The sequence below is a fragment of the Cellulomonas sp. P22 genome (assembly GCF_044392165.1).
Genome location: NZ_JBISBW010000010.1, coordinates 1 through 24,408 on the forward strand (window position 1 = coordinate 1; position 24,408 = coordinate 24,408).

Annotated in this window: 21 protein-coding genes; 8 read left to right on the forward strand and 13 right to left on the reverse strand. The window is 72.3% G+C overall.

The genetic code is table 11. The annotated features are described in order from the left end of the window. Positions 1–90: 90 nt before the first annotated feature. Positions 91–1,641 carry a M20/M25/M40 family metallo-hydrolase gene (locus ACGIF2_RS12420; RefSeq protein ID WP_396047096.1) on the reverse strand — a complete coding sequence of 517 codons (1,551 nt, stop codon included), beginning with the start codon at positions 1,639–1,641 and terminating at the stop codon, positions 91–93. Positions 1,642–1,874: 233 nt separating this feature from the next. On the opposite strand from ACGIF2_RS12420, the gene ACGIF2_RS12425 reads away from it, so the two are divergent. Continuing rightward, positions 1,875–2,420, forward strand: coding sequence for a hypothetical protein (locus ACGIF2_RS12425; protein ID WP_396047048.1), 546 nt, complete (start codon positions 1,875–1,877; stop codon positions 2,418–2,420). 6 nt (positions 2,421–2,426) lie between these two features. Here the strand turns inward: ACGIF2_RS12425 and ACGIF2_RS12430 are convergent, their stop codons facing one another. The 6 genes from ACGIF2_RS12430 to ACGIF2_RS12455 all read right to left on the reverse strand — a co-directional run bounded on the left by ACGIF2_RS12430 (position 2,427) and on the right by ACGIF2_RS12455 (position 9,223). Then, the gene (locus tag ACGIF2_RS12430) at positions 2,427–3,110 is read right to left on the reverse strand and encodes a LiaF transmembrane domain-containing protein (protein ID WP_396047049.1); all 684 of its coding nucleotides are present in this window, start codon (positions 3,108–3,110) and stop codon (positions 2,427–2,429) included. Continuing rightward, positions 3,080–3,766 carry a YdeI family protein gene (locus tag ACGIF2_RS12435; protein WP_396047050.1) on the reverse strand — a complete coding sequence of 229 codons (687 nt, stop codon included), beginning with the start codon at positions 3,764–3,766 and terminating at the stop codon, positions 3,080–3,082. The genes ACGIF2_RS12430 and ACGIF2_RS12435 overlap by 31 nt, the downstream gene beginning before the upstream one ends. A gap of 68 nt (positions 3,767–3,834) precedes the next feature. Beyond that, positions 3,835–5,628, reverse strand: coding sequence for an ABC transporter ATP-binding protein (locus ACGIF2_RS12440; RefSeq protein ID WP_396047051.1), 1,794 nt, complete (start codon positions 5,626–5,628; stop codon positions 3,835–3,837). 112 nt (positions 5,629–5,740) lie between these two features. Beyond that, entirely contained in the window at positions 5,741–6,019 is a 279-nt protein-coding gene (locus ACGIF2_RS12445; protein ID WP_396047052.1) for a hypothetical protein, read from the reverse strand. 64 nt (positions 6,020–6,083) lie between these two features. Beyond that, complete coding sequence (locus ACGIF2_RS12450) at positions 6,084–7,742, reverse strand: MFS transporter (RefSeq protein WP_396047054.1); 1,659 nt, start codon at positions 7,740–7,742, stop codon at positions 6,084–6,086. A gap of 14 nt (positions 7,743–7,756) precedes the next feature. Beyond that, entirely contained in the window at positions 7,757–9,223 is a 1,467-nt protein-coding gene (locus ACGIF2_RS12455; RefSeq protein WP_396047055.1) for a DUF2252 domain-containing protein, read from the reverse strand. A gap of 174 nt (positions 9,224–9,397) precedes the next feature. On the opposite strand from ACGIF2_RS12455, the gene ACGIF2_RS12460 reads away from it, so the two are divergent. The 4 genes from ACGIF2_RS12460 (at position 9,398) to ACGIF2_RS12475 (ending at position 16,262) form a co-directional block, all read left to right on the forward strand. Then, complete coding sequence (locus ACGIF2_RS12460; RefSeq protein ID WP_396047056.1) at positions 9,398–11,317, forward strand: ABC transporter ATP-binding protein; 1,920 nt, start codon at positions 9,398–9,400, stop codon at positions 11,315–11,317. Beyond that, positions 11,314–13,107, forward strand: a complete 1,794-nt coding sequence (locus ACGIF2_RS12465) for an ABC transporter ATP-binding protein (protein WP_396047057.1) — start codon at positions 11,314–11,316, stop codon at positions 13,105–13,107. The genes ACGIF2_RS12460 and ACGIF2_RS12465 overlap by 4 nt, the downstream gene beginning before the upstream one ends. 163 nt (positions 13,108–13,270) lie before the next feature. Next, positions 13,271–15,169 (forward strand): DUF4914 family protein, encoded by a 1,899-nt coding sequence (locus ACGIF2_RS12470; protein WP_396047058.1) that lies wholly within the window; start codon positions 13,271–13,273, stop codon positions 15,167–15,169. 202 nt (positions 15,170–15,371) lie between these two features. Then, positions 15,372–16,262, forward strand: coding sequence for a class II glutamine amidotransferase (locus ACGIF2_RS12475; protein ID WP_396047059.1), 891 nt, complete (start codon positions 15,372–15,374; stop codon positions 16,260–16,262). Between the two features lie 29 nt (positions 16,263–16,291). Here ACGIF2_RS12475 and ACGIF2_RS12480 read toward each other — a convergent pair whose 3' ends face one another. Beyond that, positions 16,292–16,675 (reverse strand): hypothetical protein, encoded by a 384-nt coding sequence (locus tag ACGIF2_RS12480; RefSeq protein ID WP_396047060.1) that lies wholly within the window; start codon positions 16,673–16,675, stop codon positions 16,292–16,294. Positions 16,676–16,926: 251 nt separating this feature from the next. Between ACGIF2_RS12480 and ACGIF2_RS12485 the strand changes: the two genes are divergently transcribed. Further along, positions 16,927–17,286 (forward strand): hypothetical protein, encoded by a 360-nt coding sequence (locus ACGIF2_RS12485; protein WP_396047061.1) that lies wholly within the window; start codon positions 16,927–16,929, stop codon positions 17,284–17,286. Positions 17,287–17,342: 56 nt separating this feature from the next. Here ACGIF2_RS12485 and ACGIF2_RS12490 read toward each other — a convergent pair whose 3' ends face one another. Continuing rightward, positions 17,343–18,023 carry an ArsR/SmtB family transcription factor gene (locus ACGIF2_RS12490; RefSeq protein WP_396047062.1) on the reverse strand — a complete coding sequence of 227 codons (681 nt, stop codon included), beginning with the start codon at positions 18,021–18,023 and terminating at the stop codon, positions 17,343–17,345. 61 nt (positions 18,024–18,084) lie between these two features. On the opposite strand from ACGIF2_RS12490, the gene ACGIF2_RS12495 reads away from it, so the two are divergent. Further along, complete coding sequence (locus ACGIF2_RS12495) at positions 18,085–19,401, forward strand: MFS transporter (RefSeq protein WP_396047064.1); 1,317 nt, start codon at positions 18,085–18,087, stop codon at positions 19,399–19,401. Here ACGIF2_RS12495 and ACGIF2_RS12500 read toward each other — a convergent pair. The 4 genes from ACGIF2_RS12500 to ACGIF2_RS12515 form a co-directional block, all read right to left on the reverse strand. Continuing rightward, a complete protein-coding gene (locus ACGIF2_RS12500; protein ID WP_396047066.1) occupies positions 19,391–19,813 on the reverse strand; it encodes a hypothetical protein in 423 nt (140 codons plus the stop codon). The two genes, ACGIF2_RS12495 and ACGIF2_RS12500, sit on opposite strands and share 11 nt — an antisense overlap. After that, a complete protein-coding gene (locus tag ACGIF2_RS12505; protein WP_396047068.1) occupies positions 19,794–20,576 on the reverse strand; it encodes a signal peptidase I in 783 nt (260 codons plus the stop codon). Before ACGIF2_RS12505 ends, ACGIF2_RS12500 begins: the two co-directional genes overlap by 20 nt. 131 nt (positions 20,577–20,707) lie before the next feature. Continuing rightward, positions 20,708–21,382: a hypothetical protein gene (locus tag ACGIF2_RS12510; RefSeq protein WP_396047069.1), complete on the reverse strand. Its 675-nt coding sequence runs from the start codon at positions 21,380–21,382 to the stop codon at positions 20,708–20,710. Positions 21,383–21,457: 75 nt separating this feature from the next. Beyond that, the gene (locus tag ACGIF2_RS12515; RefSeq protein ID WP_396047071.1) at positions 21,458–23,404 is read right to left on the reverse strand and encodes a putative bifunctional diguanylate cyclase/phosphodiesterase; all 1,947 of its coding nucleotides are present in this window, start codon (positions 23,402–23,404) and stop codon (positions 21,458–21,460) included. A 253-nt stretch (positions 23,405–23,657) separates the two neighbouring features. Between ACGIF2_RS12515 and ACGIF2_RS12520 the strand changes: the two genes are divergently transcribed. After that, positions 23,658–24,398 carry a PilZ domain-containing protein gene (locus tag ACGIF2_RS12520; protein ID WP_396047073.1) on the forward strand — a complete coding sequence of 247 codons (741 nt, stop codon included), beginning with the start codon at positions 23,658–23,660 and terminating at the stop codon, positions 24,396–24,398. Positions 24,399–24,408: the final 10 nt, after the last annotated feature.

The window sequence follows — 24,408 nt, forward strand, 5'->3', positions numbered from 1 at the left end:
GGCGGCGCCACATGTGGAGGGCGGGGGCTGCCTCTCCCTCCCCCCCCCCCCCCCCCCCGCCCGTCTGCGTGTCGGGCTGCTCTCGCGTGGTCAGGCTGCTCTGTCCCATCCCCGGACGCCGAGGTCGTGGCCCTTGCCCGGCTTGCCCGGCTTCCCGTGCTTGCCGGGCTTCCCCGGCTTGCCCGGCTGGTCGCCGAGCCCCGAGACGCCGTTGACGGCCGAGGTGTCCTGGGCGAACGAGTAGGTCGCGAACGCGACGGCCTTGCTCATGATGCCCAGCGCCTTCGTGCTGATGTTCGTCAGGTCGTCACCCGGCGAGTGGTAGTTCGGGTCGTGGGTGATCCCCGCCGTGCCGCCGAACAGGGCGACCTCGGCATCCGTCTTGACGTCGTCCGCCCCGGTGAACAGACCGGAGGCGGGGATGCCGTTGAGGATGAACGCCTGGTAGTCGGACCGGCCGGAGAACTCGGTGTCCACCCACGGCTGGCCGATGCTGTCGAAGTAGTCGGTGAAGACCTTCTCGGTCGCGACCGAACCCTCGGGGACCGCCACCGGTGCCTCGTACGTGGACTCGTCCGCGTCGTACACCCCGATGATGTAGTTCGGCGACCCGATCATGTCGAAGTTGAGGTAGGTGGCGATGCGGTCGAGCTCGCCCGGCTGGGTGGCGAGCTCGGTGACGTACCGGGTGGAGCCGATCAGGCCGAGCTCCTCGGCACCCCACCAGGCGAAGCGGACCGTGTTGTTCAGCCTCTTGCTGTCGGCCAGCTGGACGGCGACCTCGAGCAGGGCGGCCGAGCCGGAGCCGTTGTCGTTGATGCCGGGACCGTCCTCCACGCCGTCGAGGTGGGCGCCGAGCATCACCACGTTGTCGTCGCGACCCTGCCTCGTCTCGGCGATGACGTTGAAGCTCTCGGACGCCTCGACGTGTGACCGGACGTCCAGCGTCAGGTTCAGGGGGCCGGACGCCGCCGCGGCGACGAGCGTCTGACCGTCGGCCTGCGAGATGCCCGCGACCGCGATGCCGACGCCGTTCTCTTCGCCGAGGGTGCCGTTGAGCAGCCCGTCGGTGTTGTTGTAGACCACGACGGCCGCCGCACCCGCGGCCTCCGCCGTGGCGCCCTTGAGGGCGAACGCGCAGCCGCCGCGGCTGACCAGGGCGATCTTGCCCGCGACGTCGACGCCGCTCCATGTCTCCGCGGCGCAGCCGAACGTGTCCGTCGGGCTCGCGACGTCGGCGGTGGTGCCCCCCACCGGCGTGCTCGGTGAGTAGGCCATCTGGTCGACCTCGAAGCCGACGGGGTCGCCCACGGCCGGGGTCAGGGTCAGGGTCTGCGCGTCGAGGATCTCGCGGTCGAACGTGAAGTAGTCCCGCTCGGTGGTGTACCCGGCCTTCCTGAGCGTCTTCTCCACGTACGCGGCGCTGGCCTCGTAGCCCGGGGTCGACGCTGCGCGGTTGCCGCCGTTCTGCTCGGCGATCTTCTGGAGCTGCTGGAGGTGACGCAAGACGTTCTTGGTGGTGATCTTCTGGGCGAAGGCCGCGGGGCCCTTGTCCTGGGGGTGGGCCGCCGCCGGCGACGCGACCCCTGCCCCCACGGTCATCGCCCCGGCTATGACGAGCCCGGCGACGGTTCGACGCATTCTCACGATGAGGACCTCCTGGTCGGGGAGTGACGCCACGACCGAGGCGGCCGCGGCGGTCCTGCAGTGGAGCCGATGCCGACAACGTAGGGCCCCGCCGTGACGAACCGGGCGAAACGCGACATCTACCCACCGGCGTGTCCCGTTCTGCTCTCAAGATGTTCGCCGGGCCGTTCGGCCGTAGCGTCGGCGTGACGCGCGCCCGCGTGCCTGACACCGGCTCAGGAGGACACATGCACATCCATCTCATCCCGCTGCGGCTCGCCGCAGGGGCCTACATCCTCAACTCAGGGCTGAGCAAGAGGGGGGCCGACGAGGACACGGCCCGAGGGCTGCAGGACATGGCCGCCGCGGCGTACCCCGTCGTCAAGGACATGGAGCCGAAGAAGTTCGCCCGTCTGCTGTCGACCTCCGAGATCGCGCTCGGGTCGGCGCTGCTCGTGCCGGTCCTGCCGCGCACCGTGGTGGCAGCAGGTTTCACGGCGTTCTCCGGGCTGCTCGTCGGGGTGTACCTCAAGACACCGGCGCTGCACGTGGGGCCTGGCGACCCCCGGCCCAACGATCAGGGTGTGGGCGTCGCCAAGGACGTGATCCTGTTCGGCGCCGCACTGACCTTCCTGCTCGACGCCCTGCGGCTGGACGCCCGGGCGGCGGCACGCAAGACCACCAAGAAGGTGGCCAAGGAGACCGCGAAGGTCAGCCGCAAGACCGTCGAGGCCGGGGCCAAGGCGGCAGCCGTCGGGGTCGCCGCGAAGAAGCTGCGGCACCACCACCACTGACCGGGGTCAGGCGTTCGCGGGGGCCTTGCTCTTCACGTCCACGCCACCCATGAGCGTGATCACGCGCACCACGAGGACGGGGGCCTCCGGGTCGGACGGCACCGTGGTGCGGTTCTCCCACCCGCCGAGCAGCGGCAGGCCGACGATCTCGACGCGCCACGAGTGGGGCACCTTCACGTCGATCCCGCCCCACATCGCGAACGCGCGGATCTCGGCGCGCTCGACGATCTGCGCGTTCCGCAGGTCGAGGTCGACGCCGCCCATCAGGACGCTGAGCTGCGCGCCGCGGAAGTCCTGCGTGAGCGGGCGGCGCTGGGCGCCCCACCAGATCGCGGTCGCCGTCACGTACCGCTCGTCCGTGCGTGACGACGCCGCCCGGGTGAGGAACGACAGGCCGACGAGGATGATCGCGACCGGCCAGATCAGCGGCCACACCCCGCCGTCGACTACCCCGAGGTTCCCGGCCAGCAGCACGCCCCCGGCCGCTGCCACGGCGAGCGGGGCGGGCCAGGCGCGGGGTGCGGCCGCGAGCCCGGCGACCCCCAGCACGATGATCACGGCGGGCCACCACGTGGCCAGCAGTCGACCGATGCTCACGTCGACCACGTCGAGCTGGTTCAGCAGGGCGATGGCCCCGATCACCATGATGGCGGTGCCGATCAGTGCCTGCGTGGCGGGGCGACGTTCCATGCGGCCAACCTAGGGGTCGGACCACCTGCCTGGAGGTCCTTCTGCAGGTCAGCCCTGGCGTCGGTCGGGCGACGCTTCTGCGGGTACGGGGTCTCGCCCCGGCCGAGCCGCTCGACGGTCTCGGCGATCTTGCGGGTGCGGGTCTCGGGCCGCTTGACCGCGCCGATCCGGTTCAGCACCGCGAACCGGTTGGTCGAGGTCAGTGCGTCGAACCACGCCTTCGCGGCGGGCTCGGCGGCGAGCGCGACCGCGAGGTCGTCGGGCACCTGCACCGTGGCGCTGCCGTGGTACGCCGCTTCCCAGCGCCCGTCGGCCTGCGCGGCCCGCACCTGCGCCCGCCCGGCCTCGCGCATCCGGCCCTGCTCCTCGAGCCGCCCGACGTGCTCCACGTTGCGCGCCGACCAGCGGCTGCGCGGGCGCCGGGGCGTCATCCGCTGGAACGAGCTCTCCCCGTCGCGCGACCGTGCCTGGCCGTCGATCCAGCCGTAGCACAGCGCCTCGTCGAGCGCCGCGGCGTAGGTCAGCTCGGTGACGGTGCCGCCCTTCTTGTGCAGCACGAGCCAGACGCCGGCCGAGTCGGCGTGGTGCTCGTCGAGCCAGGCCCGCCACGCGTCGGCGTGCGGCACCAGCAGCTCGGGAAGGTCGTCGGCGGGCATGCGGCCATCCTGTCGCGCAGCACCCGCACGCGCCTCGCGAGCGGGACCACGCGCGGGAAGGGCAGGCGTCAGACGCGGATGTCGAACTGCCGGAGCCGCTTCAGGTCGCGGGTGGTGGCCGAGGCCTGGAGCGCGAGCAGCTCGGCGTAGATGCCGCCCGAGGCGGCGAGCTCGTCGGGGGTCCCGATCTCGTCGACGCGACCGTCTCGCAGCGTGATGATGCGGTCGACCGAGGAGATGGTCGACAGGCGGTGCGCGATGATCAGCGTCGTCCGTCCGGCCATCAGCCGGTCGAGACCTGCCTGCACCAGGCGCTCGGACCGCGAGTCGAGGGCGCTCGTCGCCTCGTCGAGCACGAGCACGGGAGCGCCCTTGAGCATCGCGCGCGCGACGGCGATGCGCTGCTTCTGCCCGCCCGAGAGCTTGAGGCCGCGCTCGCCGATCTCGGCGTCGTAGCCCGCGGGGATGCGGGAGACGAACTCGTGGGCGCCCGCCGAGCGCGCGGCCTCGACCACCGCCTCGGGCGTCGCGTCGGGCGCGCCGTAGGCGATGTTCTCCCGGATCGTCCCCGAGAACAGCGCCGCCTCCTGGAAGACGACACCGATGCCCCCGCGCAGCTCCTCGAGCGGGAGGCTCGCCACGTCGGTGCCGTCGATGCGGATCTGCCCCTGGTCGGGCGAGTACAGCCGCAGCAGCAGGCTCACGAGCGTCGACTTGCCGCCGCCGCTCTCACCCACCAGCGCGACCCGCTCACCCGGGCGGATCGTGAAGCTCACGTCACGCAGCACAGCGTCGTCGTCCCCGTAGCCGAAGGACACGTGGTCGAACGCGACCTCGACCGGGGCGCTGGTCGCGCGGCCGGTGGGGGGCACGGGGGCGGGCAGCTCGTCGCGCTCGCCGAGCTCGGCCATGACCGCGAACCAGTCCCGGCTGCCCGCGATGGCGCGCTGTCCCGAGTCGACCACCATGCTCATCATGAACACCGGCTGGCGGGCCATCGTGACGAGCTGGATGAGCAGCACCATGACGCCGATGGTGAAGACCCCGCGAGCGGTCTGCACGAAGATGATCGCGAAGATCCCGAAGAAGATGACGTTGAGCGCCCCCCGCCGGGTCGCGTCCATGGTGTGCCAGTACCGCGACTGGGTGCGGGTGGTGCGCACCGTGCGCCGGTAGCGGTCGTCGAAGACCTCGAGCTCGCGGCGCTCCTGCACGAAGCTCTTGACGACCCGGATCTGCCCGATGACCTCGGCGAACCGGCCGCCCGCCACGTCGAGGTCCTGGTTCTTCTCGGCCTCGAGCACCTGCCAGCGGGCGCTCGTGATCGTCGTGAGCCACAGGAACACGGGGTAGATCACGGCGAGCAGCACGGCCAGCGGCCACGAGTAGTACGCCGTGATCGCGAGCACGGCGACGACCGTGAGGATCATCTGGAAGAACGAGTTCGCGAACATGTTCACGAATCCCGTGACCGACGTGATCGAGCGGGACAGCCGGTTGATCACGGTGCCGGTGAGCTCGTGGTCGTAGTACCGCTGCGGCAGCGCGAGCAGCTTGGCGTAGTACCGGCTCGACAGCGTGGCGCGCAGCCGGGCGGCCATGGTGTCCCCCAGGTACCCGCTGACGTTGGTCAGGACCGTGTTCGCCAGGTCGGCCGCGAGCAGCGCGGCGGCGAGCCAGACGACGGTCGCGATGCCCGACGCGTTCCCCTGCGTCAGGTCGACGACGTGGTCGGTCGCGGCCTTGACGATGAACGGTGTCAGCAGCCCCGTGCCGGCGACGGCGAGCGACGCGACGACGATCGCGGCATACGTGGGCCACAGATCCCGGGCGACCCCGAGGATCCGGATGATGCTTCGCACTGCTCTCGAGCTCCTTGCACGCGGGCACCCTTGCCGCCGACGACCTCGCGCTGGTCGGCGCTGCCCTGGACGGGGGTCACCCTACCCGCGCCCACCCGCGCCGCCTGCCGCGTCAGGTGGCGCGGTGCTTGCGGCCCGGTCGCCCGGTCTCGTGGCCCGTCATCACCCCGCGCCGCGCGCGCCAGGACATGACCGACCGCCACGACAGCGCCGAGAGCAGCGACGCGACGCTGAGGGCCGATCCGATCGACAGCACCGACGCCGCCGACCCGACCGAGCCGATCGAGAGCACCGACCCGACCGAGCCGATCGAGAGCACCGACCCTTTCGACCCGATGCTGAGCAGCGAGTCCTCGGAGCCGATCGACAGGCGGGACCTGGTGGGCGTCATGCTCCGATGATCCCTGCGGGACGCCCGGTCCACCAGTGCGGCGTCGGGAGACCGGGGTCCCTGCTCATGCGGGCTCCGTCTCCGGCTCGGCGGCGGGTGGCGCCGCCTTCGGGCGTGCGGGTTGGCCCGGGGCGGTGCGCGGCAGCCGTCCGGTGAAGAACAGCGCCGCGATCGAGATGAGCGCGGCGACGGCCAGCGCGGAGCGCAGCGCGTCGATCCGGGCGTCGTCGTTCACGTCGATGATCTGGGTGGCGGTGGCCTGGTCCACCCCGGCCTCGTCGAGGGCCGTCGTGAGCTGGTCCGTCGAGATGAACGGGACCCCGCTCGCCCACTCGGTGGTGGCCTGGCTCTTCACGGAGTCAGGGATGTCGGGGTTGTTCTGCACGCCGGAGATCGCAGCCGAGGTGAGCGTCGCGATGAGCACCGAGCCCACCAACGCGGTGCCGAGCGACGCCCCGAGGTTGGTCGCCGTGTTCTGCAGCCCGCCGACCTCGGCGCTCTGCGAGTCGGGGACCGCCGAGACCGTCACGGCGCCGAGCTGCGAGGACAGGGACCCGAGGCCCAGGCCCATCAGCACCATGGGGATCGCGACGACGCTTGCGTCGGCCGCCGGGCTGAGGCCGGCCACGAGCACGAGGATGCCTGCCGTCATGGTGAGCAGCCCGAACCGCACCACGCGGCGCGGGTTCGCGTGCGGCCAGATCCGGGGGATGCCTCCGGCCGCCACGAGCAGGGCGATGGACAGCGGGAACACCCGCAGCCCGGTCTCGACCGCCGAGAGGCCGAGGGCGACCGACAGGAAGAGCGGGACGCAGAAGAACACCCCGGCCTGCACCGTGAACTGCGCGAAGAACATGCTCAGGCCGCCCACGAGCTGCGAGTTGCGCAGCATCTTCGGGTCGAGCAGCGGTTCGCCGCCGGTGCGCTCGAGGTGGCTCTGCCAGCGGATGAACAGGTACGTCACCAGCGAGCCGACGACGATGAGCCAGATGACGGGCGACCCGCCGAACACGGTCGGTGTACCCGGGGTCGCGATCACCCACCCCCAGTCTCCCGAGCGCAGCACGCCGAAGACGACGAGCCCCAGGCCCACGACCGACAGCGCCGAGCCCACCAGGTCGAGCTTGAGCGGGTGCGGGGCGACGTCGGCGATGTGCCGCAGCAGCAGCAGGATGATCACCACGATCACGGCCTCGCCCGCGAAGACGTAGCGCCACGACGCGTAGGTCGTCACAGCCCCGCCGATCAGGGGCCCGGCGGCCACCGCCACCGCTCCGGCGGCCGCGATGAGCCCGTAGGCGGCGGCCCGACGCTCGGGCGGGAAGTTGGCGGCGACGAGCGCCACGATCGCGGGCATGATCAGCGCGGCGCCCATCCCCTCGAGCAGCGACCAGCCCAGCAGCAGCACGCCGAGGTTCGGGGCCAGCGACGTCACGGTCGAGCCGCACGCGTACACGATGAGGCCGATCGCGAACGCCCGCCGCCGCCCGAGGATGCTCCCGACCTTGCCGCCGGTGATCATGAGCGTGGCCATGACCAGCGTGTAGAGCGTGATCGCGGTCTGGATGCCGGTGATGGTGGTTCCGACGTCGGCCGCGACGGTGGCCATCGAGACGTTCATGACCGAGCTGTCGAGCGTCATGAGGAACTGGCTCGCGCCGAGCACGCCCAGGACGAGGCCCGTGTGCTGCTTCTTCGCCTCCGCCTGCGGTGGTGACCCCATGCGCCCGCCTTCGCCTACACCCCGCGCTGCACCGCGACGCGACCGTCGCGCTCGGCCTGGGCCAGCAGCGCGTGGTCACGCTCGGTCTGGTCTGCGTAGGCGACGGCGAAGTCGGCCATCGCGCGGTCGAGCACGTCGGACGGGCCGACGTACGCGCCGAGCGCGACCCGGTCGCCGGACCGCGCGTGGGCCCGCGCCAGGGTCCACCCGCACAGCTGCCCGAGGATCCCGAGGGTCGCGGGCGACTGCCGCTCGATGTCGGTCGAGAGCTTCCAGTCCCAGAGCTGACGCACGTAGAAGTCGCGGTCCGCGCCGTCGATGCCCTGGCTCGTGGTCCAGCCCAGGAAGATGTCCGAGCTCGCCTGCATGAGCCGTTGGCCCGCCACGACCCGCGCCCCGTGGTTGACGTACGCGCTGGCGCCCGCCGCCTCGGCGAGCACCGACTCGTTCGCCTCCTTGATCTGCAGCACGAGGGGGTCGGTCCCGTCGACGCCGAGCAGCAGCAGGACCCAGGCGCGCGTGCCCACGCTGCCGACGCCCACCACCTTGCGGGCCATGTCGACGTAGTGGAACTGCTCCAGCAGGTCCCGCCGGTCGGTGGGCAGCGTGCGCCGGTAGCGCCGGAACGCCGTGCCGATGACCTGCTCGAACGTGTCGCGGTCGGCGTCACCGAGCAGCTCGCCGATCGGCACCAGCAGCGGCGGGTCGGAGCGCAGCCGCGCCTCCCCGTGGTCGAGCCGGGTGAGCCGGCTCGACGCGAGGATGCTGTCCTTGCGCATGGCCTTGTCGACGCGCCGCTCGAGGCTGCGCACGACCTTGCGGCCGGCGTCCTGACCCCAGCGCGAGAGGATCGCCGCGAGGGTCATGCGCGTGTACCAGACCTCGAGGTTGCTGCGCTGCGCGAATCCCCGCACGGCCTGCCGGTACGCCCGGGACGTCCCCATGACCACCGCTCGCCGCTCGTCGTCGGTGAACCCGCGCTCGCGGCCCGCGAGCTCGAAGCTCACGACGAGCCGCTTCAGGTCCCACTCCCACGGGCCGGGGAGGGTCTCGTCGAAGTCGTTGAGGTCGAAGACCATGTCCCGCTCGGCCGAGGCGTACCCGCCGAAGTTCGACAGGTGCGCGTCACCGCAGAGCTGGACGCGCAGGCCCGAGATCGGGGTGTCGGCGAGATCGGCGGCCATGAGCGCGGCCGCGCCGCGGTAGAACGCGAACGGCGAGGCGAGCATGCGCCCGAAGTGGATGGGGACGAGCTCGGGCAGCCGGTCGTGCGTGCGCTCGACGAGCAGCTCGACCGGGTCGGGCCGGTCGGCTGCGGCCTGCCACCCGGCGTGGCTCGAGCGCGACGCCTGGGCCCGGGCCGCACGCCCACGCTCGACCCGTTCTGCGCGGCTCAGCCGGCCCACTCCCACGGGACCGAGCAGCGTGCTGCTGTCCCGGTCGTGACGAGCTGGTCTGCGTGCGGCATCGACATCGACCACGAGCCTCATGCTCCGCGCGGTCCCAGAGGTCCGCAACCGGGTGCGGGCGGGCCACGGCCCGCCGGGGTCGGCGACGGGAGAGCGAAGCGAGCAGCCCCCGGCCGCGGCGGACGCGCAGGGACGGACCTCGCACATCGGTACAGACGTGTCGGCGCCCGCCGCTACGCTGCCCCGGTGCTCAGCACCTGGTACCACTCCGCGGTCGCCCCGCGACTGGCCATCGCCCGCCTGCTGCCGACAGCCGGGGCCGGTCTCGTCGTCGGCGTGAGCCTCCTGAACCTGCTGCTCGGGCTGCTGCCCGTCGCGTTCGTCATCGCCACGAGCGTGGTCGTGGGCCAGGTGCCCGCGGCCGTCGCGGAGGGCCTCGGGTCGCCCGCGTGGGACTCGCTCGTGCGCGACTTCGTGCTCGCCGCCGCAGCGTTCTGCGGGCAGCAGGTCCTCGCCCCCGTCCAGACGGCGCTCGGGATGCGCGTCAAGCGCCGCGTCGACGGCAGGATGCGCGACCGGATGCTCGCGAGCACGCTGCGCTCGACGGGCATCGGCCCGATGGAGGACCAGACCACGCTCGACGCGCTGAGCGAGGCCACTCGGCAGCTCGACTCGGACTTCAACACGCCGGGCGACGCCTGCGCGGGGCTCCTCGCGCTGCTGGCCCGGTACGTGCGGCTCGTGGGCTTCGCCGTGGTCCTGGGGATCGTCTCGACGTGGTGGTCCGCGGCCGCGCTGCTCGTCGCGACGATGGTGTTCCGGTACGGGCAGCGCGGCGGCCTGCGCAAGTACTCGACGGCATGGCGCACCGTGGTCGGGGTCCGGCGGCGGGCGGAGTACCTGCGCGACGTGGCGATGGGCCCGGGCGCAGCCAAGGAGATGCGCGTCTTCGGGCTCAGCACCTGGTTCGCCGATCGGTACGCGGCGGCGACGGTGGAGATGCTCGCGCCCGTGACCGCCCGGCGCCGCGCGATCTACCTGCGTCCCTACCTGCTCTACACCGCGATCGGGCTCGGGCTCGGCGCAGCGGTGCTCGTCGATCTCGCCCGGGGGGCGGCGTCCGGTGACGTGACCCTCACGGGGCTCACGCTCGGGCTGCAGTCGGTCGTCGCCGCGCTGCTGCTGGGGGAGTACTACCCCGAGTCGGACGTCGCGACCCAGTACGGCATGCAGTCCGTCGCCGCGCTCGAGGAGTTCGAGGCTCGGATCGGGGCGGTCCAGGACCTCGGACGCACGGGCGGCGCCGCAGTGGCGCCCGAGAGCCCGCGCGTCGCGCTGCGGTTCGAGGGTGTCAGCTTCCGCTACCCGGGCAGCACCCGGGCGGTGCTCGACGGGCTGGACCTCGAGCTGCCGGCGGGGCGCAGCACGGCGATCGTGGGCGTCAACGGCGCGGGCAAGACGACGCTCGTCAAGCTCCTCACCCGCTTGCACGAGCCGACCGACGGCGTCATCACGTGCGACGGCACCGACATCGCCGACCTCGACGTGGCGGCGTGGCGTCGGCAGGTCAGCGTGATCTTCCAGGACTTCGTCCGGTACGAGCTGACCGCAGCGGAGAACATCGCCGTCGGCGCCGTGCACGTGCCCCGCACCGACGCCGCCGTGCGACGCGCCGCGCAGCAGGCCGGGATCCTCGACGCGCTCGAGCCGCTGCCCCACGGCCTCGACTCGCCGTTGTCGCGGGCCTACGAGGGCGGGGCCGACCTCTCCGGAGGGCAGTGGCAGCGCATCGCGATCGCACGGTCCCTGTACGCGCTGCAGGCCGGAGCGCGGGTCCTCGTGCTCGACGAGCCGACCTCGGCCCTCGACGTCCGCGCCGAGGCCGCGTTCTTCGACCGGTTCGTCGAGCTCACCCGCGGGGTCACCTCGGTCCTCATCTCGCACCGGTTCTCGAGCGTGCGTCGCGCCGACCACATCGTGGTGGTCGACCAGGGCCGGGTGGCCGAGCAGGGGTCGCACGAGCAGCTCCTGGCAGCAGACGGGCACTACGCGCGGCTGTTCCGGCTCCAGGCCGAACGGTTCGTGCCCGACGCCGAGGCCGACGCCACGGACACAGACGCAGCTCCGACCACAGACGCAGCTCCGACCACAGGGAGACGTCCATGAGGCAGACCGTCCGCGGCGCGAGCGAGCTCCTGCTGATCGCCTACCGGATCGACCCGGCCAAGCTCGTCCTCTCGCTCGCGCTCATGCTGCTGCAGTTCTCGGCGCTGCCGCTCGCTGCGCCCGCGCTCGCCGCCCTCACCGACGCCGCCGTCGCGGGGGACGCCCGGGGCGCGAGCATCGCGGGTGTGACGGTCGCGGCGCTCGTGATCGCGTCGCTCACCGCGGGGCACTTCGCGCACATCTACTACTTCGAGCTGGGCGACCTCGCGGTCATGCGTCTCGAACGCGAGCTCATCGAGCTGTCGAACGACTCTCCGGGGCTCGAGCACCATGAGCGCGCCGACTACGCCGACAAGCTCCAGGTGCTGCGCACCGAGCTGCACCGTTCGGGCTGGGGCTCGATGCAGGCGCTGCTGTCGAGCCTCGGCCTCGGCGTCGCGGCCGTCATCACGGCAGTGCTGCTCGCCGGGCTCAACCCGTGGCTCCTGACCCTGCCCGTCGCGGCCCTGCCCCCGCTGCTGCTCGGTCGCCGCGCGGAGTCCGTGGTCGCGCGGTCGCGTGACGATGCCGCGCTGGACAACCGCCGGGCGCGGCACCTGTTCACGCTCGCGGCCGACGCGGGCCCGGCCAAGGAGCTGCGGGTGTGCGGGCTCGAGGGCGACCTGCGGGCCCGGCACGCGGCTGCCTGGTCGCACGCCACCTCGACGCTGTGGCGCGGCGAGGTCCGGGCGAGCGTGCTCCGGGTCGCGGGCCAGCTCGTGTTCGCGGTCGCCTACGTCGCGGCCACCCTGCTCGTGGTGCGCGACGCGGTCGCGGGCCACCGCACGGTCGGCGACGTCATCCTGGTCATCACGTTGGCGGCGCAGGTGAACGCGCAGGTCACGTCCACGGTCACGATCCTGCAGCAGCTGCAGCGCACGGCCCGCACCATGGCCGACCTGGCGTGGGTGCGCGCGCTGGTGCGTCCACGGCCCGTGCCCGGCCTCGCGGCGCCGCTGCCCGCCCCGGACGCGATCCGCACCGGGATCACGTTCGAGGGGGTCGCGTTCACCTACCCGGGGACCGACCGCCCGGTGCTCACCGACGTCGACCTGACGCTGCCGCCGGGCACGACCGTCGCGATCGTCGGCGAGAACGGCGCGGGCAAGACGACCCTGGTCAAGCTGCTGTGCCGGTTCTACGACGCGACGGCCGGGACGGTCGCCGTCGACGGCACCGACCTGCGCCACCTCGACGCGGACGCGTGGCGGACGCGGGTCGCCGCCGGGTTCCAGGACTTCTCCCGCTTCGAGCTGCTCGCCCGGGAGAACGTGGGCGTGGGTCACCTGCCGGACCTCGGCTCGGACGACGCGGTCCGCGCCGCACTGGGGCGCGCGCACGCCGAGGGTGTGCTCGACCGGTTGGACCACGGGCTCGACTCGCAGCTCGGAACGACGCACAGCGACGGCGCGCAGCTCTCGGGCGGCCAGTGGCAGAAGCTGGCGCTGGGCCGCGCGATGATGCGTGAGGCGCCGCTGCTGCTCGTGCTCGACGAGCCGACGTCGGCTCTCGACGCTCAGGCCGAGCACGAGCTGTTCGAGCGCTACGCCGAGAACGCGCGCCGGGTCGGTGAGCTCACCGGGGCCATCACGCTGCTGGTCTCGCACAGGTTCTCGACCGTGCGGATGGCCGACCTCATCCTGGTGGTCGACGGCGGGCGCATCGCCGAGCAGGGCTCGCACGAGGAGCTGGTGGCCCGCGGCGGCCTGTACGCCGAGCTGTTCGACCTGCAGGCCGCCGCGTACCGCTGAGGTCGGTGGGTGATCGGGGGGTCTGTCGAATCCCAAAGGTCCCAGGTCTGGGTTCCCATGGAGTCGTAATCTGCGGGTAAAGAGTGCAGTGCGCGCGATCGCTGCCGATGTGGCCCCGACACAGCCTCTGCCGCCCGTCAGCATGTCCGACGAAGGAGTAGCCGTGAGCCGATCCCTGGACAGCGTGACCCTGCCCGCCGACGTGCGGGCTGCTCTCGACGCGTGCGCGAGCGTCGTCGTCCCGAGCACGCGCGCAGAGCTCTACCAGCTGGCCCTCGGCCCGGAGGGCGGTCCCCGCTTCTCGGTCGACTACGACGTGAACGGCACACCCGTCACCGAGGCCACCGTCGTCCGCGGCAAGAACGGCATCGCCGTCAACTACCCCGAGGACTACATGCGCCGTCGGGACCCCGACTGCATGCGCGTCGCGGACGACCTGCCGACCGACAAACCGCGCTACCGCGACGTCTTCGGCTCCGAGTTCGCCCCCGTCAAGGCCGAGACGCTCGAGTGGCTCTCGCAGCAGGAGCTCGCTGTCGTGCCGTTCAAGGCCGGCGGCCTCACGCACGGCTACCCGTCGCTCGCGATCTGCCCGGTCAACTCGGCGTTCTTCGCGCTGACGCTCGTGGACCTGCAGGGGTGGGTCACGCTCGACGAGATCGGGCCGTTCACGCCCCGCTCGATCGTGTACGTCGCACCGCCGTTCCGGCACACCCACTTCGACGGCCGCCAGGTCGTGGTGCACGACCGCACGGACACGCTGCACGAGGTGTTCGCGTACAACCTCTACCCGGGACCCAGCGCCAAGAAGGGCGTGTTCTCGGTGCTGCTCGACATCGGCGAGCACGAGGGCTGGGTCACGGCCCACGCGTCGTCGGTGCGCGTCACGACGCCGTACGAGAACGAGACCGTGATCATGCACGAGGGCGCCTCGGGCGGCGGCAAGTCCGAGATGTACCAGGAGATGCGCCGCCGCGAGGACGGCCGCATCCTGCTCGGCACCAACGTGGTGAGCAACGAGCCCTACGTCATCACGCTCAGCGAGACGAGCGCGCTCGCGCCGGTCACCGACGACATGACGCTGTGCCACAAGGACCTGCAGCGCGGTGACGGCAAGCTCGTCGTGGCCGACGCCGAGGACGGCTGGTTCGTGCGCGTCGACAACATGCTGGAGTACGGGCAGGACGTCGCGTTCGAGCGCGCCTGCATCCACCCCGACGAGCCGCTCGTCTTCTTCAACATCCAGGGCGTGCCCGACGCGACGGTGCTGCCGTGGGAGCACACGCTCGACTCGAACGGCAAGCGGTGCCCGAACCCCCGCGTGGTGATCCCGCGCAGCCAGATCCGCAACGTGGTGAACGAGCCCTCGGCCGTGGACGTGCGCACGTTCGGCGTCCGGATGCCCGCGTGCACCCGGGAGACGCCGTCCTACGGGATCATGGGCATGACCCACGTCGTGCCGCCGTCGCTCGCGTGGCTGTGGCGTCTGATCGCCCCGCGCGGCGACAAGAACCCGTCGATCGGCGAGAGCAAGGCCGCGACCGACAAGCTCGCGCACGGCGGCATGGTCGCCGAGGGGGTGGGCTCGTACTGGCCGTTCTCGACGGGCACCAAGGTCGCTGCCGCGAACCTGCTGCTCACGCAGCTGGTCGAGGCCTACCGCACGCGCTACGTGCTGACCCCGAACCAGCACATCGGCGCGTACAAGGTGGGCTTCGCCGCCGAGTGGATGACGCGTGAGTACCTCGCGCGTCGCGGTGGTGGCCGGATCCGTGAGAACGAGCTCGTCGCGGCGCGCTGCCCGCTGTTCGGCTACACGCTCAAGGAGATGAAGATCGACGGGCAGCTCGTGCGGCCCACGTTCCTGCGTCCCGAGCAGCAGTCGCAGGTGGGCGAGGAGGCGTACGACGCGGGCGCCAAGATCCTCACGGACTTCTTCAAGAGCGAGCTCGCCCAGTTCCTCACCGACGACCTCGACCCGCTGGGCCGCAAGATCATCGAGGTCTGCATGCGTGACGGTTCGATCGAGGAGTACGCGGAGCTCACGCCGCTGTACATCTGAGCCGGTACATCTGAGCCCCTCGTCCCGCCGCACGGTGCGTGTGCGGAACGAGGTCCCGGTGGTGCGGGAACGGCGGTCTGGTGCGGTGGCGCCAGGCCGCCGACGCACGTCCGGGTCGCGGCTCGGCCCGGAACTTGCTGCACTGGGGAGGGCGGGCCACCCGGCACCGGGCGTGCCGCCCTGCTGACCAGCGGGAGGGCTCATGTGTCGTCTGTTCGGGATGCACGCCGGCGCGACCCCGGCACGGGCGACGTTCTGGCTGCTCAGCGCCCCTGACAGCCTGGCGCAGCAGAGCCGCAAGGAGGCCGATGGCACCGGGGTGGGGGTGTTCGGGCCGGACGGTCATCCTGTCGTCGACAAGCAGGCGCTCGCCGCGTACGAGGACCGGCAGTTCGCCGCCGAGGCGCGCGACCTGGAGAGCCGGACGTTCCTGGCGCACGTGCGCTACGCGAGCACCGGGGCCGACGCGCCCGTCAACACCCACCCGTTCGAGCAGGACGACCGGCTCCTGGCCCACAACGGTGTGCTCGAGGGCCTCGACGTGCTCGACGCGCGGCTGCGCGAGCTCGACGTCATGGACCTGGTGCACGGGGACACCGACAGCGAGCGGATGTTCGCGCTGATCACCGCCATGGCGCGTCGCAACGGCGGCGACGTGGGCGCGGCCGTCGTCACGGCGGTCACCTGGATCGCGGAGAACATCCCGGTGTACGCCGCGAACCTCCTGCTCGCGACCGCGACCGACGTGTGGGCCCTGCGCTACCCCGAGACCCACCCGTTGTACGTGCTGCAGCGCGGGTTCAGCGGGTCCCGCGAGGTCGCCGGGCAGGCCGCGTTCGAGGCGAGGACCGAGCGCATCAGCGTGCACAGCGAGACCCTCGGGGGCAGACCCTCCGTGGTGATCGCGACCGAGCCGATGGACGACGACCCGGGGTGGCGTCTCATGGGCGCGGGCGAGCTGCTGCACGTGACCGAGGCGCTCGAGGTGCACAGCAGCGCGCCGCTGCCCGCGCAGCCGACGCACCCGCTCACGCTCAAGGACCTGGCCCCGCAGGCCGCCGCGTCCCAGCGGCCGAAGAAGGAGCCGGTCTGACGCCGTCCGGGTCTCAGTCCACCCGGGTCTCAGTCGACCTCGGTGGCCGACTCCCTCAGGGTCTGCGCGCTCGTCCGGGGCGCCAAGGGGTACAGGTCCTCGGACCAGTCGGTCAGCACGATGCTCCCGTCGTCGGGGAAGCCGGGCAGCAGGGTGAGCCGCGCGACGAGCTCGGCGATGCGCGGCGCGCCCCCGTCGAGGGTGATCGCCTCGCCGCCCGCGAGCAGGTCGACGAGCAGCGGCGGCTCGCCGTCGTCGCCGCCGATCGCGAGCTGCCCCATGGAGGGGTCGATGCTGTCGGGCGGCGTGGGCCTCCACGTCGCCTCGGGCCACGCCTCGTAGAGCAGCGCGAGCACGGTGTCGGCGTCGAACGTGTACGGGCCGTCGACGACGGCCACCATCACCTCGGCCATGAGCGTCACCTCGTCCTCGCGGTCGACCGGACCTCGCTGATCCCAGTGTCCGTCACACCCGCCCGACCGGCACGCGAGCGCCGCGTGGTCCGTCGCGAGCCTCGGCGTGGGGGAGGCGGCTCGGGGTCGCGCGGGTAATCCACCCACGGAAACTCTTCGCAGAGCCCCCTGGGGCTGCCACACTGCTGGGACCAGTCGGGGGGCAAAGGGGGCCTATCGTGACAGACCTTCCAGGGAGGTATCGACCTTCGTTGCGCTGGGACGTGCCGGCTCCGCTCAACCTGAGCACCCGCGAGATCCTCGCGGAGAGCCTGGACGCCGTCTTCAGCGACGAGGACAGCCCGCGCCCGCGCCCCGTGATCCGGACCGACGTGCAGATCGTCGTGGTCGACCTCGCGACATCGTTCGCCCTGGTCGCCCACTTCAGCGCGGCGCCCCCCCACGAGCGCACCCGGGTCGCCGACGTGATCTTCGACGTGAACGACGCGCTCGCGGTCTCGGGGCTGCCCGCGGCCACGGGGCCCTGGGAGATCGTCGTCGGGTCGGCCGAGGTCCGGCAGGGATACAAGGCCCTCGACCTCGACGACCCGTGCTGGTCCGCGGTCGACTGAGCGACTGAGCGAGCGAACGAGTCGCCGGCGCCGCCGCCGGCGACTCCCTGCTGCGACTAGGCCTGGGGCTCGTCGACCGACGGTCCGCCGAGGGGGTTCGTGGTGGTCCCGGTCTCCGCCGCGTTGCCGTCGGCAGCCAGCGGGAAGGCGTCGTAGTAGGTGCGTACCCGTCGGGCGTCGGCGGGGGTCTCGCCACGCTCCGCCCGGGCCCGGCTGAGGCTGACGTAGCGGTCGATGGTCGAGGAGACCTCGGCGTTGAGGGCGGTGGTCTCCTCGGGCGTGAGGTCGGCCGTGCTCTGCCTGTGCACCGACGAGGTGAGCCACTCGCCCGGGAGCTGGAGCGCGCGGGAGAACCAGTCGTCGAGAGCCTCGGCGCGGGTGCGCGCGACCGAGTGCAGCATGCGCGTCACGGCGGGGGTCATGGTCGGGTCCTCGGTGCTGAGCCTCGCGCCGTCGACGGCGAACGGCCTGGACCGCCACCACCTCTCGCGGCCCTTGCCCCGGGCGGGGTCGTCCTCGATCAGGCCGTGCTTGGCGAGCTGACGCAGGTGGTAGCTGGTCTGGCCCGTGCTCTCGCCCAGGTGCTGCGCGAGCTCGGTGGCGGTCGCGCTGCCGTGGTCGTTGAGGTACTGGATCATCCGCAGCCGCAGCGGGTGCGCGTACGCCTTGAAGGCGGATGCGTCGATCGACTCGCTCTGGCGAGATGCGTCCTCAGGGTTGCCAACAGACATCTGCATACCTATCTTTGCAAAGAAACCTCTGCATAGGTTCCTCTTCTCAGGGTATCGGAGACCGTAGATGTCCACCTCGACCGCAGCCCGCGAACCGCTCGGCCCGCGATTCGCCCACCTCGTCACCTTCAGCGGCCTGTCCAACCTGGCCGACGGCCTGATCCTGGTCGGCCTGCCGCTGCTCGCGCTGACGCTGACTCGTTCGCCGGTGCTCATCTCGCTGATCAGCGCGTTCTTCACGCTCCCGTGGCTGCTCCTGTCGCTGCACGTCGGGGTGCTCGTCGACCGTACGGACAGGGTCCGGCTGGTGCTGCTGGCCACGCTCGCGCGCGTCGTCGCGCTCGTGGTCGCGGCCGTGCTCGCCACGACCGGTCGGCTCACGATGCCCGCGCTGCTCGCCCTCGTGCTCGTCTTCGGCATCGCCGAGGTGGTCGCGGACTCGGCCTCGAGCGTGCTGGTGCCCGCCGTGGTCCCGCGTTCGCGGCTCGGCGCCGCGAACAGCAGGATGCTGGGCGTCCAGCAGCTCGCCAACTCGTTCCTCGGCGCGCCCCTCGCGGGTGCAACCCTCGCGCTCGGCGCCGGCTGGTTGTTCGGGGTGCCTGCAGCGTTGTGCGGCCTCGCCGCGCTGGTCGTCGTGCGCGGTCTGCACGGGCGCGTCCACGTCGTGCGGCCCGTGCGGCCGGGCGCCTCGATCGGCGGCGACCTGCGCGAAGGGCTGCGGTTCCTGTGGTGGCACCCGGTGATCCGCCCGTTCCTGGTGACGAGCACGGTGCTGAACTTCTGCTCCTCGGCGTACTTCGCCGTGCTCGTCCTGTGGGTCGTGGGCCCGGGCTCGTTCCTCGGTCTCACGTCGCGGTCGTACGGGCTCCTCGCGGCCGTGCTCGCCGTCGGGGCGCTGGTGGGCGCGGTGCTGGCCGAGCCGCTGCTGCGACGGGTCGGCGAGGCTCGCCTCATCACGACCTCGTGGTTCTTCAACTCGGGGCTGCTGCTGGTCCCCGCGCTCGTCCGCGACCTGCGACTGGTCGTCGCGGCGCTCGCGCTCGTCGGGTTCAGCAACATGGTCGGCAACGTGGTCTCGCAGACCATGCGCCAGCGTCTGGTCCCCGAGCGACTGCTCGGACGCGTGGGTGGTGCCTCGCGGGTGCTGGGCTACGGGTGCATGCCCATCGGTGCGGCGCTCGGCGGTGTCGTGGGCCAGGTGTTCGGGCTGCCCGCGGTGCTGGTCACGGGCCCGGTCGTCTCCGTGCTCTTCGTGGCCTGGGCCGCCTGGAAGGTCCCGCAGCGCGTCGTCGACCAGGCGGACGCGGCCCTCGCGGCCGACATCGAGGTCGACTCTGAGGTCGAGCCTGAGGTCGACGCCGGCGTCGCGGGCGTCACCGGTTGATGCCGGCCGAGGTGGGCGTCGTCGGGCTGGGGGAGGGCCCGGGGCGAACTCCCTGCTCCGTGCCGGGTCGCGACGCGCTGCCCGACCCGGCGGTCGACGGGGTCCGGACGCCCGCCGTGCCCGCCGTGCCCGCCGTTCCTGCCGAGCCCGGGGAATCGGCGAGGTCGGGGGTGGCCGTCGCCGACGGCGCCGAGAAGTCGGGAGCGGTCGTGAACGACACCGTGGCGAGGTCGTCGTCGGTCAACAGGGCGGAGGTGGTGGCGGCGACCACCGGCCCGGCGAGCGCCGCGACGGCCAGCAGACCTGCCGCGACGAGCCGGGCGCGGCCGCGCCGGGAACGGTCAGCGTGCCGACGGTCCGTGCCGGTCGGCGCGAGGACGCTCGTCGTCAGGTCAGTCGAGGAGGAGCGCATCGTCCGCCGTCCTCGCGCCGGTGTGTCCTGCTGGTGCGGGGTCCGTAGCAGCGGTGCGCCGTGCCGACCGGTCGCGCAGCAGGGCCATGAGCTCCATGGCAGCGAGCGAGGCCAGCGGAGGTGCCAGCATGACGAGCCGGCCCGTCGCGGACCCGGTCCACTCGAGCACCCACCCCCAGCGCGGGTACACGCCCAGCACGACGCCACGCACGCGCGAGAGCGGGGTGGCGTCCGGGTCCGGCTCGGCGTTCGCGTCCCCCTTGGTCACCACGTACGGCCGGGTCGTCGCGGAGCCTGACCCGTCGACCGACTCGACCATGCGCCCGGTGACCTCGTCCTGGCGCATCACCGGCATGTAGTGCAGCGACACGATCCGGTGCGTCACGAGGTGGTCCGAGCCGGGTGGCCAGAACGAGACCACCTGACCGACCTTGAGCTGCGACGGGTCGGTGATGTGGCGCATGACCACGGCGTCGCCCGCGTCGAACCCGCCCGAGCGCGCCCCGGACATCGAGCCCGACGTGACGACCAGCACCCGCTGGTGGTGCAGCGAGAACCACAGCGGCACGCCGAGCGAGGTGGCGTAGGCGAGCGAGCAGACCGCGACCACCGTCCACAGCGCGGCCGTCACGGCGCGGAACCATCCGGGGGCACGCTCGGTGCGGGCTCCGCGTCCGGCGTCGGTGGTCTCGGACAGCCGTGGTCCGACGCCCACCTGGTGCCACCGTGCCGAGAGGTCGCGCTCGCCCCACGGCGTGGGCACGCCGTCGGTGCTCCAACGCTGCGTCGCCGGTGCCGCGGGGTACGTCGGCGCACCGACAGGCGTCGAGGACTGTCGGTGCGCGTCTCCCCGGAGGGCGCGGGCGATCCCCACCATGTGTCGTGGCCGCCCGGTCAGGGGTTGTTGGTCGTCTGCTCGGCGTCGAGGCGGAGCGTGAGGTCGGCGGACGTGGACTGGAGCGCGTCGGGCGTGTCGAGCGGCAGGTCGACGCGCACGCAGAGCTGCTCGGAGCCCTCGACCGCGAGGAGCACCCGGTCGCCGGTCTGCTGACCCGTGGCCATGTCTCCCACGAGCGTCGCGAGCCCGTTCGTCGAGAGCGGCCCGGTGCCGACCTTCGTGCCGGCCGAGCCGAGCAGCCGGTCCGCGGACGCGGTGTCGGTGGCCGCCTTGGTGCAGGTGTCCAGCGCGTACACGCGCAGCTGCAGCCACTCGGTGAGCAGGGCGTCCACGCCCGGCGTCGTGTCGGCCGCCTCGTAGCGGACCGAGTACCGGTAGGCGAGCGTGCCCGTGTTCTGCACCGTGAGCGGGGCCACGAGCGTGTCGCCGGGGGCGAGCCCCGAGGCCGGGACGGCGAACGTCAGGTCGCCCGCGGTCAGGTCGACCGAGCCCGTGCTGATCTCGGCCGCGTCGACCGTCTTGTTGTCGGTGAAGACTGCGGCGGTCGCGAGCGTCGCGACGCCCGTGCCGGCCAGGACGAGGATCGCCACCGAGCTGATCAGGCGTCGACGTCGGGCGACGTCGTGGCGCGGGGGAGCGGGGTCGATCATCTCCTGGAGGAGCTCGTCCATCAGGGGCCCTTCTGGTGGTGGGACGGGGTGCTCTGCCTGGATCGGCAGGTGTTTGAGGGGACTTGAGGTCTCATGTCAGATTCGTCCGGAACTGGCGGCCATGCCGGCGAGCTCGTCGGGTGGGACCGCCGGGGAGTACCGGAAGCCCTGCGCCTGGTCGACCTGCAGCCCGCGCAGCAGGTCCGCGGTCACCTCGTCCTCGACGCCCTCGGCCACGACCGTCAGGCCGAACGAGTGCGCGAGGTCGACCATCGCCTTGACCACGAGCGCCGAACCGCCGCCGTCGGCGAGGTCCGTGACGAACAGCCGGTCGATCTTGAGCACCGCGACGGGCAGGTCCAGGAGCTGGGAGATCGAGGTGTTGCCGATGCCGAAGTCGTCGATCGCGACCCGCACGCCGCCCTCGGCGAGCCGGTGCAGCACCGGCACCACGCGCGACGGGTCGGTGACGAGGGCCGTCTCGGTGATCTCGACCTCGAGCAGCTCAGGGGGGACGTCGTGCTCCGCGAGCAGCCGCTCGATGAGCTCGACGACCTTCAGGGACGTCACGTCGTGCGCGGAGAGGTTGACAGCGACGGGCAGCGGCTCGCGCCCCTCGGCGCGCCAGCGGGCGAGCTGGGACACCGCGGTCTCGAGCGCGCACCGGGTCAGGTCGTGGATCAGGCCCGACTGCTCGGCGAGCGGGACGAACAGGTCGGGGGGCAGCAGGCCGCGCGTGGGGTGCCGCCAGCGCATGAGCGCCTCGAGGCCCACGACCTTCCCGCCGTCGAGGTCGATCTTCGGCTGGTAGTGCAGCTCGAGCTCGACGCCCGCCGCCAGCGCGGCGTGCAGGTCGCCCAGGAGCACGAGCCGTGCGGGGGACGAGTCGTCCTCGTCGGGCGAGTACACGGCCACGCCGAGGCGGTGCGCCTTGGCGGTGTACATCGCGACGTCGGCCATGCGCATGAGCGTCGTGGCGTCCTGCGCGTGGTCGGGCAGGCACGCGACGCCGATCGACGTGTCGACGTGCAACGGCAGGTCGCCGAGCACGAACGGCGCGGCGAACACGCCACGCACCCGGTGCGCGAGCCGCTCGGCGTCCTCGGTCGAACGCACGTCGGGCAGCAGGACCGCGAACTCGTCTCCACCCAGGCGCGCGACCAGGTCGTCGTCGCGCAGGATCCCGCACAGCCGCACCGCGACCTGCTCGAGCAGCTCGTCGCCGCGGTCGTGGCCGAGCGAGTCGTTGATGTCCTTGAAGCGGTCCACGTCGAGCAGCACGAGCCCCACGTGCGTGCCGTCCGACTGGGCGGTGGCGATCGCCCGGCCCAGGTGGTGCGCGAGCATGCGCCGGTTGGGCAGGCCCGTGAGCGAGTCGAGCAGCGCGAGCCGCGCGTTGTCGAGGGCCGACGACTGCAGGCGTCGGGACGTGGTGCGCACGGTGCGGAACAGCAGGAGCCAGAGCAGGGCGAGCCCACCGACGATCACGCCGGCCACGAGCCGGCTGGCCCGGGTCAGCGCGTCGGTGGTCTCGGCGTAGTCGAGGCGGACCTCGGACGCGCCGACGACCGTGCCGTCGACCTCCAGGGGGACGTACACGTCGAGCACGGCGTGCTCGACCCCGCCGACCGCGTCGCCCCGCACCTCGGTGATGACCCGGGCGTCCGAGGTCCCCGCGAGCGCGGCGTCGAGCCGCTCCCAGTCGGGGAACCCCGTGTCGGCCGCGTCGGAGTCGTAGAGCACCCCGCCGTCGCTCGTCCACACCCGTAGCCCGACCAGGCGGTCCGAGAACCCGGCGACGGCCTCGCCCACCAGGGTGCGCTGCTCGGGGGTGAGCAGGCCCAGGGTGTAGGCGTCGTGCGGCACGACCCGCTCCACGTACCGCGCGACCGACTGGGCCGCGACGGCGCCCTCGCGCAGCGCCTGCTTGCGCATGACGTTCGAGGTGGTCAGGGCCAGGGCGACACCGAGAACGAGCATGGCGACGACGCTGACCACGGCGAAGTAGCGGGTCAGCGGCCACCGGCGGCGGGGGGTCGGCACCTGGACCTCTGAGACAGAAGCGGACGGATCCCTCAGACGAGGGTCGGGGTGAGAGTAGGCGTAGTCGGGCCGCCTGGGCGAGTTCTCCGGTTCCTCCGGCGCGTCGCATTCATCCGATCCCTGCCGCTTCGCCGTGGCGCGGGCGTGGTTCACCCGGGCCGGATGCCCTCCGTCACGCCGTGCGGCCGGTAACCTCCCACCAACCACCACGCCTGTGGGCCCCGGATGAGCGATCGGACGGACGACGGCACTGATGCACGATCTGGCACCCTGCAAGGTCTACGACGACGGTGGGACCGTCGTCGTGGGCTACGTCCGCCTGTTCGACAGGGACATGCTGACGATCGGCACCGAGGACATCGTGCGGGGCCTCGAGCCCGGCACCGACGTCAACGTCGAGGTGCTCGACGAGGTGCGCGGCGAGTGCCTGTACGCGGGCTACGTCTCGCGGGTGGCCCCCGACGGCCTCGAGGTCGCCGACGTGGCGCTCGTCTCGACCCTGCAGAAGCGCGAGGTCGTGCGGGTGGGCACGCACGTGGCCTGCACCGGCACCGTCCTCGCCCGCTGGCGGGACCCGCACGCCGACGCCGTGGTCGAGCCCGCCGCGAACCATCCCGCCGCGGACGACGGCGCCGACGACGGCGCCGACGACGCGCCGCAGCCCGGTGCCACCCCGGAGCCCGAGCACGGCAACGACGACGAGGGCCGCCTGGTCGGCTCGACGATCGCGTTCACCATCCTGGATATCAGCGCGCACGGCATGCGTGTGCTGGCACAGACGCGCCTCGAGCACGGGCAGCGCATCCGCTTCCTGTACGAGGAGCTCCCCGAGCCGATCCTCCTCGACGCGGTCGTGGTGCGCATGCAGGAGTCGCGCACCGGCACGCACTACGGCTGCCGGTTCCTGGGGCTGACGATGCGCGAGACCGATGCGCTGTTCCGGCACGTGCTGCACACCCAGGGCGTGCAGCGCCGGGAGCGCATGCGGCTCTGACCGCGGCGCG

What these genes read in the sequence shown, in the direction of transcription:
- ACGIF2_RS12420 (WP_396047096.1), bottom strand. Translation starts at nt 1,641, where the DNA reads ATGCGTCGAACCGTCGCCGGGCTCGTCATAGCCGGGGCGATGACCGTG.
- ACGIF2_RS12425 (WP_396047048.1), top strand. Translation starts at nt 1,875, where the DNA reads ATGCACATCCATCTCATCCCGCTGCGGCTCGCCGCAGGGGCCTACATC.
- ACGIF2_RS12430 (WP_396047049.1), bottom strand. Translation starts at nt 3,110, where the DNA reads ATGGAACGTCGCCCCGCCACGCAGGCACTGATCGGCACCGCCATCATG.
- ACGIF2_RS12435 (WP_396047050.1), bottom strand. Translation starts at nt 3,766, where the DNA reads ATGCCCGCCGACGACCTTCCCGAGCTGCTGGTGCCGCACGCCGACGCG.
- ACGIF2_RS12445 (WP_396047052.1), bottom strand. Translation starts at nt 6,019, where the DNA reads ATGACGCCCACCAGGTCCCGCCTGTCGATCGGCTCCGAGGACTCGCTG.
- ACGIF2_RS12450 (WP_396047054.1), bottom strand. Translation starts at nt 7,742, where the DNA reads ATGGGGTCACCACCGCAGGCGGAGGCGAAGAAGCAGCACACGGGCCTC.
- ACGIF2_RS12465 (WP_396047057.1), top strand. Translation starts at nt 11,314, where the DNA reads ATGAGGCAGACCGTCCGCGGCGCGAGCGAGCTCCTGCTGATCGCCTAC.
- ACGIF2_RS12475 (WP_396047059.1), top strand. Translation starts at nt 15,372, where the DNA reads ATGTGTCGTCTGTTCGGGATGCACGCCGGCGCGACCCCGGCACGGGCG.
- ACGIF2_RS12480 (WP_396047060.1), bottom strand. Translation starts at nt 16,675, where the DNA reads ATGGCCGAGGTGATGGTGGCCGTCGTCGACGGCCCGTACACGTTCGAC.
- ACGIF2_RS12490 (WP_396047062.1), bottom strand. Translation starts at nt 18,023, where the DNA reads ATGCAGATGTCTGTTGGCAACCCTGAGGACGCATCTCGCCAGAGCGAG.
- ACGIF2_RS12495 (WP_396047064.1), top strand. Translation starts at nt 18,085, where the DNA reads ATGTCCACCTCGACCGCAGCCCGCGAACCGCTCGGCCCGCGATTCGCC.
- ACGIF2_RS12500 (WP_396047066.1), bottom strand. Translation starts at nt 19,813, where the DNA reads ATGCGCTCCTCCTCGACTGACCTGACGACGAGCGTCCTCGCGCCGACC.
- ACGIF2_RS12510 (WP_396047069.1), bottom strand. Translation starts at nt 21,382, where the DNA reads ATGGACGAGCTCCTCCAGGAGATGATCGACCCCGCTCCCCCGCGCCAC.
- ACGIF2_RS12520 (WP_396047073.1), top strand. Translation starts at nt 23,658, where the DNA reads ATGCACGATCTGGCACCCTGCAAGGTCTACGACGACGGTGGGACCGTC.